14 protein-coding genes are annotated in these 16,391 nt (G+C 42.5%); 5 read left to right on the top strand and 9 right to left on the bottom strand.

Going from position 1 to position 16,391, the window contains the following annotated elements:
* The first annotated feature begins 31 nt into the window (after positions 1-31).
* On the top strand, positions 32-502 hold the full coding sequence (locus FOC32_RS10050) for an Lrp/AsnC family transcriptional regulator (RefSeq protein ID WP_175968199.1): 471 nt from the start codon (positions 32-34) through the stop codon (positions 500-502).
* A gap of 52 nt (positions 503-554) precedes the next feature.
* Here the strand turns inward: FOC32_RS10050 and FOC32_RS10045 are convergent, their stop codons facing one another.
* The gene (locus FOC32_RS10045; RefSeq protein ID WP_175967277.1) at positions 555-1,985 is read right to left on the bottom strand and encodes an aldehyde dehydrogenase family protein; all 1,431 of its coding nucleotides are present in this window, start codon (positions 1,983-1,985) and stop codon (positions 555-557) included.
* 304 nt (positions 1,986-2,289) lie between these two features.
* Here FOC32_RS10045 and FOC32_RS10040 point away from each other — a divergent pair, with 304 nt between their 5' ends.
* The gene (locus tag FOC32_RS10040) at positions 2,290-3,342 is read left to right on the top strand and encodes a Rieske 2Fe-2S domain-containing protein (protein ID WP_175967275.1); all 1,053 of its coding nucleotides are present in this window, start codon (positions 2,290-2,292) and stop codon (positions 3,340-3,342) included.
* A gap of 87 nt (positions 3,343-3,429) precedes the next feature.
* Here FOC32_RS10040 and FOC32_RS10035 read toward each other — a convergent pair whose 3' ends face one another.
* A complete protein-coding gene (locus FOC32_RS10035) occupies positions 3,430-4,962 on the bottom strand; it encodes a pyridoxal phosphate-dependent decarboxylase family protein (protein ID WP_175967273.1) in 1,533 nt (510 codons plus the stop codon).
* A gap of 3 nt (positions 4,963-4,965) precedes the next feature.
* On the bottom strand, positions 4,966-6,339 hold the full coding sequence (locus tag FOC32_RS10030) for a diaminobutyrate--2-oxoglutarate transaminase (RefSeq protein WP_005234927.1): 1,374 nt from the start codon (positions 6,337-6,339) through the stop codon (positions 4,966-4,968).
* A gap of 475 nt (positions 6,340-6,814) precedes the next feature.
* Here FOC32_RS10030 and FOC32_RS10025 point away from each other — a divergent pair, with 475 nt between their 5' ends.
* Together FOC32_RS10025 and FOC32_RS10020 are read left to right on the top strand one after the other, a co-directional pair.
* The gene (locus FOC32_RS10025) at positions 6,815-7,519 is read left to right on the top strand and encodes an SIMPL domain-containing protein (protein ID WP_034170042.1); all 705 of its coding nucleotides are present in this window, start codon (positions 6,815-6,817) and stop codon (positions 7,517-7,519) included.
* A 166-nt stretch (positions 7,520-7,685) separates the two neighbouring features.
* Positions 7,686-8,282, top strand: coding sequence for a phosphatase PAP2 family protein (locus FOC32_RS10020; protein WP_175967271.1), 597 nt, complete (start codon positions 7,686-7,688; stop codon positions 8,280-8,282).
* Positions 8,283-8,345: 63 nt separating this feature from the next.
* On the opposite strand, the gene proB is transcribed toward FOC32_RS10020, so the two are convergent.
* Positions 8,346-9,479, bottom strand: coding sequence for a glutamate 5-kinase (gene proB / locus FOC32_RS10015; RefSeq protein WP_034170044.1), 1,134 nt, complete (start codon positions 9,477-9,479; stop codon positions 8,346-8,348).
* A 27-nt stretch (positions 9,480-9,506) separates the two neighbouring features.
* Positions 9,507-10,712, bottom strand: coding sequence for an Obg family GTPase CgtA (gene cgtA, locus FOC32_RS10010; RefSeq protein ID WP_004782712.1), 1,206 nt, complete (start codon positions 10,710-10,712; stop codon positions 9,507-9,509).
* Between the two features lie 554 nt (positions 10,713-11,266).
* On the opposite strand from cgtA, the gene FOC32_RS10005 reads away from it, so the two are divergent.
* Positions 11,267-12,432 (top strand): IS3-like element ISAba22 family transposase gene (locus FOC32_RS10005; protein WP_087748731.1). Its coding sequence is split into 2 segments (ribosomal slippage): positions 11,267-11,525 and positions 11,525-12,432, totalling 1,167 coding nucleotides; the frame shifts between segments, so codons are not numbered across the junction.
* A 29-nt stretch (positions 12,433-12,461) separates the two neighbouring features.
* Here the strand turns inward: FOC32_RS10005 and FOC32_RS17025 are convergent.
* From FOC32_RS17025 to rarD, 4 genes are all read right to left on the bottom strand, one after another.
* A complete protein-coding gene (locus FOC32_RS17025; RefSeq protein ID WP_228761257.1) occupies positions 12,462-12,983 on the bottom strand; it encodes a hypothetical protein in 522 nt (173 codons plus the stop codon).
* A gap of 29 nt (positions 12,984-13,012) precedes the next feature.
* Positions 13,013-13,387, bottom strand: coding sequence for a winged helix-turn-helix transcriptional regulator (locus FOC32_RS09995; RefSeq protein WP_175967269.1), 375 nt, complete (start codon positions 13,385-13,387; stop codon positions 13,013-13,015).
* A 209-nt stretch (positions 13,388-13,596) separates the two neighbouring features.
* Entirely contained in the window at positions 13,597-15,054 is a 1,458-nt protein-coding gene (locus tag FOC32_RS09990) for a glyceraldehyde-3-phosphate dehydrogenase (RefSeq protein WP_175967267.1), read from the bottom strand.
* 246 nt (positions 15,055-15,300) lie between these two features.
* Positions 15,301-16,233, bottom strand: coding sequence for an EamA family transporter RarD (gene rarD / locus FOC32_RS09985; RefSeq protein ID WP_175967265.1), 933 nt, complete (start codon positions 16,231-16,233; stop codon positions 15,301-15,303).
* Positions 16,234-16,391: the final 158 nt, after the last annotated feature.

Genomic DNA, 16,391 nt, shown 5'->3' with positions numbered 1-16,391 from the left:
TATCGGATAAGGATTCAGTGCAATGGATGCAATGGATAAATTTGACTGGAAAATCATCCAGGCTTTGCAAAAAAATGGGCGCCTGACGAATCAGGAAATCGGGGATTTAATCGGTCTGTCAGCCTCTCAATGTTCTAGACGGCGTCAGCTGCTGGAGCAAAAAGGAATTATTCTGGGTTATAGCGCCTGCATTCATCCTGAAGCTTTGGGAATTGCAGTTTTGGCTATGGTTCAGGTCAATCTCAAAACACATGACGCAGCAGCCAAGATCGCTTTTCAACAATTGATTGAAGAAGAAGCCATTCAGGAAGCTTTTTCTTTAAGTGGTGATGCAGATTTCATGTTAAAAGTAGGCGCTAAAAATCTGGAAATGCTGGCAAATTTTGTGACTGAAAAATTGCTGAGCTGTAATTTTATTGGTCATATCAAATCTTATATTGTCTTAGATAAATTCAAGCAATTACATTTTGATTTTCAGGCTGCCCGCCCTTTATTACGTTGATATATTTTAAGTAAAAGAAAAAAGCTCAAGTTCAACTTGAGCTTTTTTTGATTTAATTTTTATTGATATGAACAACCTGCTGAATCGTATTTTCGAGCAGGCCACTCAGTCCGAACTGGGCACCGATACCTGAATGCTTCCATCCACCAAAAGGTACATGCGGGAAAATCTCACCATGCGTATTGATCCATGCCGTACCACAACTCAGCCGTTGAGCAAACTGCTGCGCCTGCTCCAGATCGGATGACCAGATTGAGCCACCTAAACCAAAATCCGTATTGTTGGCTTCAGTCAGTACTTCTTCAATATCGTGATAACGGATCAAAGGTAATACCGGACCAAACTGCTCTTCCTGTACCAGACGGCTATCTGGGCTTACCTTGGTCACAATCGTCGGTGCAATAAAATAGCCTGTATCCGGTAGATTCTGACCAGATGTCATGACTATTGCCCCTTCATCCCGGGCTTCCTGAATCATGGCCTGAACTTTTTGGTATTGCTTAATATTTTGTACCGGACCAAAAGTAGTCGTCTCGGCTAAACCATCTCCCAGAGATTGTTGCTGTGCGACTTTTACTAATTCCTGTGCCAGTGCATCATACTGGCTGTCATGCACATAAAGACGCTTCAACGCAGCACAGGTCTGGCCCATGTTGATAAAAGCTCCATGAAAGATTCGGACTGCCATTGCCTGAAAGTCGGTATCTGGCAAAACAATGCCTGCATCATTGCCACCAAGTTCCAGTGTCAGATGCTTGAAAGTCGCAGCTGCGTTCTGCATGATTCTTTGACCAGTTGCGGTCGAACCGGTAAATACCACTTTGGCAATTGCAGGGTGACTGGTCAGCTTAGCCCCAACTTCGCCGCCACCTGTAAGTATAGATACGACTCCAGGTGCAACTTCTTGCTGAATCAACTCACCGAGTCGAAGGGTCGACAATGGGGTAAATTCTGAAGGTTTATTGATGACCACATTGCCAGCGCGAATTGCCGGCATGATATGCCAGACAGCAATCATTAAAGGCCAGTTCCATGGAGTGACCGATGCCACAATCCCTAAAGGCCGATGATGCAGTTCGATCCGTTTATTGGCATCATCCTGTAAGATTTCAGTTTCAATCTTGAGTTCTGCCTGATAGCGGGTCCAGGCAATGGCCCCACCGACTTCAAATTCAGCCAGCGCATAAGGTTTGCCCTGCTCCTGCACCACCAAACGCGCTAACTCTTCCCGATGTTCTTCAATATGATCCGCAATACGATGCAAGATTGACTGTCGCGTGGCATCATCCGTATTTTTCCATTGATGAAAAGCTTGCTCGGCACTACGGATGGTGTCTTCAATTTGTGCTTCTGAGGGAGAGGAACACAGTGCCAATACCTGCTCATCAGCAGGATTGATCACTACAAAACTTTCGGCAGCGCCTTGTATCATTTTTCCTTGAATAATACAGCCAACGGGTTGGGATACATGCAAATTAGTCATCTCTTCATCCTGAATCAGATATTTTTGTTGTTCCCTGACATTAGCTGATTTTGTCTGAATGGAGCTTGCATATCACATTAGGTATAAAGCCCTGAATACACATTTTGTGCATGGAAAATAGAAGAAGTATCTTTCGGTATACGTTTTTAAGCGCTTTAAATATCGCTTCCTTTAATTTTTTTGTCTATAGCTCATTCTTCCTTACATCCTGTTCGAATTTATGCAACAGGATGTCCTGATCTTTGAAATTTCGTAGAACATCACATTGGCCTATATTGAAATAAAGAATTACAGTGATAGCACCATGAACAGCACAACCATTCCAGTTTTCAATCCCGATTTACCGATTCACATGACATTTGAAGAACTTGACTGGCATCTCCTGGCTCAATATTGGTATCCAGTGGCCTTAGCCCGTGATGTCTCTGAACAGCCGTTAGGAACAATGCTTCTAGATATGTCACTGGTCATTTACAAGATGCAGGATGAACTGATCGTGGCCAAAGATGCCTGCCCGCATCGTGGTGTGCCCTTAAGTCTGGGAAAAAATGATGGTCAAGGCGTCGTCTGTCCTTATCATGGCTTGCGTTTTGGTGCACAAGGTAAATGTAACCGTATCCCTGCACATCCACAGCATAAAATTTCAGATCGGTTTCATTTACGGGCTTATGCCGCGGTTGAACGTTATGGTCTGATCTGGTGTTCACTGACAGCTGACAAAGACGCTGAACCGAATATTCCAATGATGCCTTATTGGAACGATGCAGATTATCAGCAACTGGTTTGCCCACAAGTCGACATCAAATGTTTTGCTGGCAGACAGCTAGAAGGCTTTATTGATGTAGCCCATTTTGCCTGGGTACATCCGGATACCTTTGGTGATCCGAATGATGTTGAAGTCCCGAATTACACACCAATAGAAACTGAATATGGTTTCAGTGCCGACTATATCAGCAGTGTTGGCCGTTATCCGATTGGGTTAGATCAGCGTGGTCAGGAAGATTTTAAATGGCTACGACATTTTGAAATTAGTCTGCCCTTTACCGCGACTCTGACCATTCATTTCCCTAATGATGCCAAACAGGTGATTATGAATGCTGCTTCACCGATGACCGCCCGTCAGACCCGACTGTTTGCTCCTATCTGTCGTAATTATGATAAAGACCTACCCGTCGAAGAAGCCTATGATTTTAATCTGAAGATTTTTGAAGAAGATCGCCTGATTGTCGAAAATCAGAAGCCTGAGTTTTTACCGCTGGACTTATCTCTGGAAGCACATTTCCCGGCAGATCGCAGCTCCAGCATGTACCGCAAACTGTTAAGGAAAAAAGGCTTTAGTCCTTTATTTGCAGCTTAATTTTATTTAAAAATCATTATCTATGTGTCAGCCAAATTCCAATAAAAAAGGAGATCTTAACGATCTCCTTTTTCACACCATCACAGCTTATGCAATTGGTGGTGTATAAGTACCGTCAGCGATGGAATCCTTGATTCGATCCGCTTCTGCAAGCACCAGTGCCAGCAGGTTCTTCACGTTTTCAAGTGTTGCCACCGGACTTAAAGTCGTCATTTTCAGAGATTGAACCTGACCGACTTTAGTTACACCAATGTTCGCTTCACCACGCGCAAACAGCTCATCTGCTACGTTCTGGTTCAGAGCATCGACAAACTCAGCTGGATAACCTGCTGGAACCACACGGAACAATACTGATGCAAACTGTGGCTCAACCAGAAGTTCCAGACCATCAGTTGCCTTGATGTAATCTGCGACTTCACGAGTCAATTTTACGCCATGGTCGATCATCGAACCATAAAGCTCTTCACCCAACGCTTCTACAGTCATCCACAATTTCAACGCGTCAAAACGACGAGTCGTTTGTAGAGACTTCGATACCAGGTTAGGTACACCGTGCTCTTCGTCATAAGCAGAGTTCAGATATTCTGCTTCGTAGTGCATGAAACGATAGTTCGCTTCATCTTTCAGCAAGAACGCACCACATGAAATGGTCTGGAAGTAATGCTTATGGAAATCCAGTGTCACAGAATCAGACAGCTCGATGCCATCCAGCATAGAACGATAGTCATTCGACAGAATCAGCGCACCACCCCATGCTGCGTCGATATGCATCCACGCGCCATATTTATTGGTGATTTCACGAATCTGTTTCAGTGGATCAATTGCGCCAGCATCTGTAGTACCCGCTGTTGCGACTATACATGCCACGATCTTGCCTTCAGACTGAAGATGCGCCATGGTTTTTTCCAGCGCATCAACGTCCATCTGAGCATTTTCATTCACAGGAACAGTCACCACAGACTGGAAGCCCATGCCCATCATCGCCATGTTCTTTTGCACAGAGAAGTGTGCATTTTCAGAACAGATCACTTTGACGTTACGCATTGCATCTGCAGGGATGCCGTCACGCTGAACAGACCACGGATTACCGTTTTCGTCTTTCCAGTTTTTCGCGATACAGGCATCACGTGCCAGTAATACACCCATCAGGTTGGATTGGGTACCACCAGAAGTGAACACACCTGCCTGACCTGAGCCATAGCCAACTTTCTGACGTAGCCAGTCAATCAGCTGCACTTCCATCAAAGAACCTGCCGGGCTTTGATCCCAAGAGTCCATTGACTGGTTAGTGGCATTAATGAGCACTTCCGCGATCTGGCTGGTGACCATCGTCGGGCAATGCAAATGTGCTAGCGAATGCGGATGATGTACTTTCAAGCTCTTGTTGAGGAATAGCTCAACCATACGCTCTAAAGATTTCTGTACGCCCAAGCCTTCTTTAGAAGGATTGAACGCAATTGCGCTACGCAATTCCTTGATGCTACCGCCGGTATACATCTTGTCGTTTTGCAACCATGCTGCAACCGCTTTGGTCGCCTGATCCATCGCCGACTCATAGTCAGCGATAGATGCAGCATCATTGCAGAGTAACGCTTTACGGTGTTCTGCAAAATCTACCATGAATTACGCGCCTCGAACTGCGACTAGAGCTTCAGCAACCGCTTTCTTGAAGCGAACCAGAACTTCTTCACACTCAGCTTGAGTGATGATCAATGGGCAAAGTAAACGGATTACTGTACCATTACGCCCACCTTTTTCCAGCAACAGTTTGTTGTTGAAACAAGCGGTTTGGATCGCTGCAGCCAACTGACCATCAGCAGGGAAAGAACCCATATGATCCGCTGGTTTACGCTCGTCGACGATTTCAACACCGATCATCAGACCGCGGCCACGCACGTTACCGATACATGGGAATTCAGCAGCCAGTTTTTTCAGTTCAGCTTGCAGGAAATCACCACGTTCTTGTGCATTTTGCGCCAGGTTCTGTTCTTTAATGGTATTGATCGTTGCAAGACCTGTACCCATCGCCAATTGGTTACCACGGAAAGTACCGGTATGACCAGCAGGTTGCCAAGCATCAAACTTACGTTTAATACCAAGTACGGCAAGCGGCAAGCTACCACCTACGGCTTTAGACATCACTACGACATCAGGTTCAATCCCTGCGTGTTCGAATGCAAACATTTTGCCTGAACGCGCAAAACCAGCCTGAACTTCATCAAGAATCAACACGATGTTGTGTTTTTCAGTCACTTCGCGGATTTTTTGCAACCATTTTACTGGTGCAGTTACCACACCGCCTTCACCCTGAATCGCTTCAAGGATTACAGCTGCAGGTTTGGTCACACCGCTTTCGACATCTTCAATGAAATTTTCAAAGTAGTAAGTCAGGGCATCAACACCGGCTTCACCGCCAAGACCCAGTGGGCAACGGTATTCATGCGGATACGGCATGAACTGTACACCCGGCATCAAACCGTTCACTGCATTTTTCGCAGACAGGTTACCTGTCATTGCCAATGCACCGTGAGTCATACCATGATAACCGCCAGAGAAGCTGATCACTGAGCTACGACCAGTAAAGGTTTTCGCCAGTTTAATTGCGGCTTCAGTTGCATCTGCACCTGATGGACCACAGAACTGCAAGCAGTACTCTTCTTGGCCACCTGGAAGATAAGAAAGAAGTGCTTCGGTAAAAGCATCTTTTAAAGGAGTAGTAAGATCCAGGGTATGCAATGGTAAACCGCTTGCAATTGTATCCTGGATACTTTGAATGACTGCAGGATGATTATGGCCTAAAGCCAACGTCCCTGCCCCAGCTAAACAATCAAGGTACTCAGTACCTTCAACATCGGTAACCCAGCAACCTTGTGCTTTCGCTATCGCTAACGGTAATTTACGTGGATAACTACGCACATTCGATTCCATCTGACTTTGGCGAGTCAAGTAGTATTCGTTTGTGGAATTGGTGGCAGGGTTTACAGAAGTAACGCTCATATCGAATTACCATCTCTGATATGGGTGAAAGAAATAAGTCTGGTGACGTTTGGTCCTTTGACTCGGCGCTTTATAAGGGTTCTAGCTAGCAGTTTTGTATTCGAATAACTAGGAGGCGGATGATACCGAATTTTTCAGGAAAATAAATAACTTTCAGTCACATTTTGTCCTAATCTTTATCGAAAAAAAACATCATGCTAATCCATCCCCTAAATCATCATCTTACAGTGTGACAGCAGAAAGAAAAGCGTGTTCTTTTATGGTTTTTTGTAGCGCAGGCGGCATTCAGGTAATCAATCTCAAAATTATTCATTAAGTATTTAATTATTAATAATAAATATAAATTAAATAATGAGATAAAATTAAAGAAAATTTAACACTCTTACGACAAATATTTCGTAAAAAGATCACAATTGAGATTTAATATTTTAACAACGGCTTAGATGGCCAATTTTAAGAAAAACAGGACAATTTCATGCGTCTCTTAGCACTTACCAGTTTGATCCTTGCCAGCACCCTCTCCACAGGCACATTCGCAGCTCCTGCTGAATCTCTGAATTATAATGTTGTTAATCTTTCAGCAGAGGCCAGTCGTGAAATCTCAAATGATGAAATGCATGCTGTGCTTTATATTGAAAAATCCAACAAACAACCAGCTGAACTGGCCACTCAAATTAACCAGCTGATGAATCAGGCGATCGCCACAGCACGCAAATATCCAACTGTGAAAATCGAGACTGGGGCACAAAGTACTTACCCTATTTATGACAATGACAACCGTAAATTGAAAGAATGGCGTGGTCGTGCCCAAATTCGTCTGGAATCGAAAGATTTTAAAGCGACATCTCAACTGATTGCCGAATTACAACAGCACTTCCAGACCCAGTCGATTAACTTTAAAGTATCAGACGAAAAGCGTAAAAAAGTTGAAAGCGAACTGATAATTGAAGCCACCAAAAACTTCCAGCAACGCGCACAGGCACTCACCCAGACCTGGAACAAACCGAGTTATCAACTGGTGAACTTAAACCTGAATACTAACAATTATTCACCACAGCCAGTACCGCGTATGGCCATGATGAAATCTGCATCGGCTGATATGGCGGTTCCTGAGCAGGAATTTGCGGCGGGTGAATCGCAAATGACCGTCAGCGCGAATGGGGCGATTCAGTTTAAATAAGACTTCATTATATTCCTCAGACTTTTAAGAACCACTCTTTTGAGTGGTTTTTTTATCATGTGAATATTCTCTGAAAAATCAATGCTACAAATTCATACAAACTCAGATATGAATTGAGCTTTGATCGGTTTAGAGTAACGGACATTTGTGTCAACCCTCTCTCCTCATGTCACTCGATCAATTGAACCTGTATCTGTTTCATCTTCTCAATGTACCTGACCAAGCCTCGATCTGGATGATTAACTATGCCAGTCTGATAGCGCATGATCTGGTGTATGTATTCCTGCTGATTTTTGCTATTGCCTGGCTGCGTGGTAGTCATGAAGTAAAAACCGGGATTATTAAAGCTGCAATCTTCACAGCAATTACCTTGTCGATTAGCGAGGTATTATCTACCGTTCTAAACACACCTCGCCCTTTTGTCATGGAAGTTGGCCGAACTTTGATTGAACATGCGCCTACAGGTTCATTCCCAAGCAACCACATGAGTATTTTCAGCGGGATTGCCTTTGCCTATTATTTCTCAGCACAACGTGATTTGGGACGAATCCTGCTCTGGACTGCTTGGCTGGTAGCCTGGTCACGAGTTTATGTGGGTGTACATTTTCCGATTGATATGGTGGGAGCATTCCTGATTGCTTTAGCAGTCAATCTTGCCGGCTTACCGCTCTGGTGGAAATATGAGAATAAAATCATGCGCTTTATTTTCAGTATTCATCAATTCCTGTTTAAGCCTTTTATTCGAATGGGATGGATTAAATAAACTTAATCCAAATGTCATAAAAAAATCCCGCTCGAAAGCGGGATTTTTTTATAGACCGAAGATTTAGTAAATCGCCATATGATTGCGATGAATCATCTCTAAAGAACGTGCTTCACCCAAGACCTGATGCACTTTATCTGATGCCAGACCTTTGACAATTTCCGCTGAACGCGAACTGAAGTTGACACGTCCTACAGCAATACGGTGACCTTGTCGATCGACACATTCCACTACATCACCACGGTCAAAATGTCCTTCTACCGCTTTGACACCGACAGGCAACAAGCTACGGTGATTTTCTTTGATGGCTTTAACCGCACCATCATCAATCACCAGACGACCTGCAGTTTGCAGATGCGCTGCTAACCATTGCTGATGTGCAGTCATACGATCATCATCAGTGATAAAAAGTGTACCCAACATTTCACCCGCCATCAGGCGCGATAAAACATTGTCACTATCACCACTGGCAATTAATGTCGGACAACCAGACTTGGCAGCCAGACGAGCAGCACGGACTTTGGTCAGCATACCGCCACGACCAAATTTTCCGCCGCCGCCTGCCATATCAAACAGGCTTTCATCCATGGCACGAACGGTATGGAACAGTTTGGCATTCGGATTAGAACGTGGATCCGAGTCGAACATGCCTTCCTGATCGGTCAGGATAATCAGCAGATCTGCATGAACTTGACCTGCGACCATCGCTGCGAGTGTATCGTTATCACCAAAGCGGATTTCATCAGTAGAAACCGTGTCATTTTCATTAATGACTGGAATCACATGCCAGTCAATCAAGTGTTGCAAAGCATCACAAGAGTTGAGATAGCGACGACGGTCTGCCAGATCATCATGAGTCAATAATACCTGAGCGGTTTGAATGCTGTGTTTTTCCAGTACACTTGACCAGGTCTGGATTAAACCCATTTGACCAATGGCAGCACAAGCCTGAAGACTGGGTAGATCGGTGGGTCGATTCTCAAGTTTCATTCGAACCATACCTTCAGCCACAGCTCCGGAAGAAACGAGAATAATCTCGTGTCCGGCATTGTGTAGATCCGCGATTTGTCCCGCCCAATGCGAGATCGCATCTAAATCTAAACCTTGCCCGTTTGCTGTGAGTAAAGATGATCCGATTTTAACAACGATTCGTTTACAACCCTTGAGCTGACGTTGCCCATCTACCACTTCTATCATCTTGTCCTCAGACTTATCTTTAAAAGATTAACGTACGTAATATACTTCTACGTCGCTGTCGTCATCATCTTCATCATCAAAGTCATCGCCACCCAGACGTTGAGCGCGACGCATTTCACGATAAGCTTCTTTCGCAGCAATCGTTTGTTCACGTGTTTCAGCTTCAAGCTGATCACGGAATTCTTTCATCTCTGCTGCGTATTCAGGATCTTCAACTTCGCGTTCGCGTTGCTGCTCGATTTGATCCATCAGGTAATACACCACATCCTTAGTGCCTTCAGCCGTTAAGCCTGAAGTTTTAAAGACAGGACCTTCCCACTGCAATTCTTCAAGAATGTGATTACACCATTCGTCACGAGTATCTACAGCAAGCTGATCGACCTTGTTTAGAACCAATACCACTGGTAATTTTGAAAGTGTTGGGGAGAATTTTTGCAACTCATTCAAAATCGCTTTGGCATTGTAAGCTGGATCTGAACCGTCAATCGGTTGAACATCTACAATGTGAAGCAGAATACGGGTACGTGCCAAATGTTTCAGGAAGCGAATCCCGAGACCTGCACCTTCTGCCGCACCTTCGATCAGACCTGGAATATCCGCCATCACGAATGAACGGTGACGATCCGCATCCACTACACCCAGGTTAGGCACCATGGTTGTGAATGGATAATCCGCCACTTTTGGTTTTGCAGCAGAAACTGCACGGATAAAGGTTGATTTACCTGCGTTTGGCATGCCGAGCAAGCCAACATCAGCCAACACTTTCAGCTCAAGACGGATTTCACGGAATTCGCCTTTGGTACCATGCGTACATTTACGCGGAGAACGGTTGGTTGATGATTTGAAGTGGGTATTACCCAAACCACCTTGGCCGCCATGTGCCACTAATACTTTCTGGCCGTCTTCAACCAGATCTCCAATAATATCGCCAGATTCAGAATCGACGATAGTTGTTCCCACAGGAACTTTTAAAATAACTGATTCGCCACCACGACCAGCACAGTTTGCGCCAGCACCGTTTTTACCACGTTCAGCGCGAAATTTACGGGTATAACGATAATCTACAAGGGTACTCGTGTCGTCGTCAGCCTGAATATAAATGCTGCCGCCACGACCACCATCACCACCATCTGGACCACCAAATGGTACGAACTTTTCACGGCGAAAACTGGCTACGCCATTGCCACCGTCGCCAGCCTCTACGGTAATGACTGCTTCATCAACAAAGCGCATAATGCCAATCCTCTAAAAACTTTAAAAACCGCCTATTCTGCCATATTTTAAAGCATTTCTCGACTATATTTATTGGGCTTTCCATGAAGAAGACCCAATTTAAGATTATTTTATATTATTCAAGCAAAAAGCTGATACAGATTGACGATTTATCAAGAAATTATTGTGAGGAACTTATACAAAATAAAGATCAACAAAATATTTGTACTTGGCTTAGATTTGAGTTAGGTCTTTTCTTATAGTTGAAGTGATTTACTGCTTTAAGCTTAATTTTCTTGATTGTGTTTTACTCTTTGATTGAGTTGATTTTGAAAAAATAACTTATTTGTAATCCAAAAGAAAATTAGAAACTGTCTTATTAAGTTTTATAAAAAACAAGGTTGATGAGATAATTTCTAAGCTCTTGATTCGATTTATTAGCTTCACCTACTGTCATATCAAGATCATTTTCATATTTTAAATAATTAGCTTTAAAGTAAGTATCATCGTGATGTGTGCTGAAAAAACAGGAGGTTTTAACTTGGTAAACTAAACACACTCATCAGGAGTTTACCATGAGCAAGAAATACAAGACTTACACCACAGAATTTAAAGCTGAAGCCATCAAATTAATTGAAGCCAATCAAGGCAATGTCTCGGAAACAGCTAGACAACTTAGCATTTCAATGCAAACTCTTTCAAATTGGAATACCAAAGCAAAGGCTGGAACTTTAGCAGGTACAAAACAGTATTCACCTGATCTAAACGCTCTACTCGAAGAAAATAAAAAACTCAAACAACAGCTCAAAATAGCTGAAATGGAACGTGAATTTTTAAAAAAGGCAGCAGCGTACTTTGCCAAAGAAAGTCAGTAAGGTACGCCTATATGAAACAAAAAAGATATTCATTTCCAATTACCTTAATGGCTCGATTACTTCATGTTTCAGTTTCATGTTTTTATGATTGGCTCAAGAGAGGCGTGAGCAAAAGAACGATTCAACGAAATCAACAGACGATATTGGTGAAAATAGCCCATGAGGAGACAAGGCAGAGCTATGGTTATATTCGATTAACCAAATACTTACAAGCTCAGGGCATAAAAATGAGTATGTACGCTGTACGTCAGATAAAAGCGCTGAACCACCTGTATTGTAAGCGACACAAGCGTTTTAAAAGGACTACGAATAGTGACCATAATCGAGCGATCTATGAAAACCTGCTGGAGCAACAATTCTCAATGACTAGACCAAATCAAGCATGGTCAAGTGATATTACGTACATATGGACTGTTGAAGGATGGCTGTACTTAGCAGCGGTAAAAGACCTTTACACGAAGCAAGTGGTTGGCTATAGCTTAAATGAGCGCATGACAACACAGCTTGTTTGTAATGCGCTAAATATGGCTATTCACAATCAAAAACCAACCAAAGAACTGATTGTGCATTCAGACAGAGGAAGTCAATATTGCAGCCATGAATATCGAAATATACTTGAGCAATATGGTTTTCAAGGTTCAATGAGCAAGCGCGGAGACTGTTACGATAATGCACCGATTGAAAGCTTTTGGGGAATACTGAAAAATGAGTTAGTGCATCATTACAACTATCAAACCAGAGAAGAAGCCAAAGCAGATATTATAAAATACATTGAGTTATTTTATAATCATCGAAGAATTCAAAAGGGTTTGGGTTTTAAGACACCAAATCAAATGGCCGAAGACTTTTATAAGTTGGCTGCCTAAAATCTCCCAAGGGAAAGTCTCCTGATAATTCAGCGTATATCACAGGGTTCTTTTATACCTTCATTCACCAACTCACATTCAGAATTAAAATTATTTACCAATGTCTTTAATTCTATATTTTCCTTTTGATACCGAACTATCATATCCAGATTCTTTTTGAGTGAAGACGTTCGATCTTTTAATTTTTCAATTTCAAAAAGATACTGGTTATTAAAAAGTTTTTCTCTATTTTCACTTAATTGCCATGATCTAAACTGATATTTCACGCTATTTGCTACATCTATCAAATGACTCTCTAATTCAAGCAAAGATGCGTAATTGTCTTTAGACATACTAGATAGAATTTCACTCCCTTTCTGCTCTCTCCAGCTTGTATAAGTCATTAATACGGCTATTGGAGCAAAGATTGCAGCTGACCAAAGTAAAAGATTAGTCGCTAAAGTGAGATCAACTTCTAAAAGTTGAAAGATCGCATAAATAGCGATGCATAAAGTTAGGATAATTGCGTACACTGCCAATAATCGAGCAACTAAATTTTCTGATTTATCCATTTATTGCTTCCCCAAAAGCAATTTAAGTTTTATTTAGCAACACGCTCTTTATTTTCCAAAATCTCTGGCAAACTCCGCTCTACCCAGCCAATCAAATAATTTATTTTTTCTGCCGCTTGCGAACCGGTAATGGTCAATTGATATTCCACTTTAGGGGGTACAACCGGATATACCGTTCTTAAAATAAAACCATCTTGTTCCAGCATTTTTAAGGTTTGTGCCAGCATCTTTTCACTGACCCCTTCAATTCGCTGTTTCAACTCACTAAAGCGATGTACGCCCTCACTTAAACAGCGCAATACCAGCACTGACCATTTATTGGTGAGATGTTCCAGTATTTCACGCGATGCACATTCATTAGATAGCACCTGTCCCAACAATGGACTGATTGCATACTTGGTCATTGAAGAGTTCCTTTCTTGATCACAGTTTTTAGTTATTACTTACTATTTTTAATGTACTTACCATTTGTAAGTTAACAGATTCATATGGACGTATCAAGGTGAATTTTCCATCAATTAATGCAATGGTTTTATAAAGCTGATTTGCCACCTTTATCTTCCACAATAAAAAAGAGCCTCAAAAGAGGCTCTTTTTAGATGACTTCTACAAATTATGCATTTGTTTCAGCAGGAACTTTTGGATAGCTTACGCCGCCCATTTGTTCAGCAATGCGAAGTACCTGGCAGCTATAACCTACTTCGTTATCATACCAAACGTAGCAAGTTAAACGGTTGCCTGAAGTGATTGTCGCTTGAGCGTCGAATACACCTGCAGTACGCGAACCGATAAAGTCAGAAGATACAACTTCAGTAGAGTTTGTATAACCGATTTGACCTTGAAGGTTAGAATTGATTGAGATTTGGCGAATGTATTCATTCACTTCATCACGATCAACTTCTTTATCTAAAGTCAGGTTCAGGATCGCAAGAGATACGTTTGGTGTAGGAACACGTACAGAGTTACCAGTCAACTTGCCTTTCAGTGCAGGAAGTGCTTTCGCAACTGCTTTAGCGGCACCAGTTTCAGTGATGACCATGTTCAGTGTTGCAGCACGGCCACGACGGTCAGCTTTGTGGTAGTTGTCGATCAGGTTCTGGTCGTTTGTGAACGAGTGAACTGTTTCAACGTGACCATTGATCACTGTGTATTTGTCGTTTAACACCTTCAATGTTGGAGTGATCGCATTGGTTGTACAGCTTGCAGCAGAGATGATTTGATCTTCATCAAGGATGTCAGCCTGGTTCACACCAAATACAACGTTCTTCATGTCACCTTTACCAGGTGCAGTCAAAATTACACGAGCAGCGCCTGGGCATTTAAGGTGTTGAGCAAGACCTTCAGCATCACGCCATTTACCAGTGTTATCGATCACTAATGCATTTTCGATACCGTATGCAGTGTAATCCACTTCAGATGGATTAGATGCATAGATCACTTTGATGAACTGACCGTTTGCAATAATTGCTTCGTTTTCTTCATCTACAGAAATCGTACCCGCGAATGGACCATGGATTGAGTCACGACGTAATAAAGACGCACGTTTTTCAAGGTCACCGTCAGATGATTTACGAACTACGATTGCTTTCAGGTTCAAGCCACGGCCTAGACCTGACTGGCTGATCATCAAACGGGCAAGGATACGACCGATACGACCGAAACCGTAAAGAACAACGTCTTTACCTTCAACAGAAGTTGCATTGCCTTCAAGAGATTTCACAGCGTCAGCAACGAATGCGTTAACATCACCACCTTTCGCTTTGAATTCAACAGCAAGTTTGCCTAGATCAATTTCAGCAGTACCGATGTTGTCAATTTTCGCCAATGCTTCAAGGATTGGGAAAGTGTCTACAACAGAAAGCTCAACGTCCAATACGCGAGTACGACGATGCGCTTTAAGGATCTGAATTACAGAACGGTTAATTAAAGAGCGACCGTAAACTGTAGCTACGATATTTTTTTCACGATATAACTGACCTACTAGGGCAATCATACGTTCCGCAAGTTCTTCACGGTTTTTCCAACGACCTTGGTGCTCTGCATGGAGGGCAACGATAGTGTCTTTGCTCACAGATACGTCCTCTAATTAATTGTAAATCTAAGCATAAATTTCAAAACCCGATAATTGTAATGGAATTGGCCGCAAGTTTGAATCAAAAGCTGATTAACTCTGGCCGAAAATCCGATATATTCACTATAAATTTTGAAAATAATTGTAATTAGTCAGATGATTTTGCATTTAAAATTTGAAAGTTCCTCTATTCCCTGTAAAAACCAGATTTTTGTTAAATGTTGTTTATTCAGTCAAATTTATCATTCAAGAATCTAAACGTTTCTGATAACGCTCTAAATTTTGTGCTAGTGCCAATCGTCTTTTTCGTTGTTCAATAATGTGTAGTATACCTTCAATCACCAACAATACGACGGCCAGCCAGATCGGAAGATAAGTCAGCCATTCGCCAGCTTCAACCCGCTCCCCTAATGCCATAGACGCAAAAGCCAAAAGTACTGGTTCTAAATAGCTCAATAATCCAAAGATGACAAAAGGCAAATAGCGACTCGCCAGAATATAGCTTCCCAATCCTAACGCACTTAAAAAGCCTAGACCCAATACCGCAAAAATCAAATGCTGTGCATTAAGAATTAATTGCATGGAATCGCTATGAATAAAGCCTAGATAAATCGCGACAGGCAGAATGATGAAAAGGTCCCACCAGAAACCGCCCAAATGATCCGTCTGGAATTTACGGCGCATAAAGAAATACAGCGGATATGCCAGTGCTACATACACCGTTTCCCACGCGATCGAACCGATCCTCCAGATTTCATGTGCTACACCTAATATGGCCAGTGCGACTGCTGCCATTTGCCAGCGAGACAACTTCTCTTTATAGAGCACACATCCGACCAAGACCATGACTAAAGGCAACAGGAAATATCCCAGGGATACCTGTAAACCGCGGCCATTAATTGGTCCCCATAAAAAGAGCCACAACTGTGTCGTACATAACAGGGAACTGATGATCAACCAGATCAGAAAAGCAGGCTGTTTGAGAATGCGTTTAAAAATATGAGTGATATGACTCAAATCGCCTGACCACCACATGAACGCAGTCAAAAATGGAATGGTCGCCAGCATCCGCCAGGCAAAGGTTTGTTCACTGTCTAAAGGCTGCAACAATGGCGTGAATATATAAAGAACACCAAATACCACTGATGCCAATACCGATAATGCAATACCTTTATACATGCTTCAAATCCAAGATCATTCCAGCACATTATAACGATTAGTCTAAAATAAAGCTTGAAGATTCATCTGACCAAAGGTAATAGCAAGGCAAAATATATAATTCAAAAAAGAGATGGATTAAAAAAAACCATGCCGAAGCAGGTTTTTTTATACATAAC

The sequence above is a fragment of the Acinetobacter sp. FDAARGOS_724 genome (assembly GCF_013364475.1).
GTDB lineage: Bacteria > Pseudomonadota > Gammaproteobacteria > Pseudomonadales > Moraxellaceae > Acinetobacter > Acinetobacter variabilis.
This window is presented reverse-complemented; position numbering and strand designations above follow the sequence as displayed.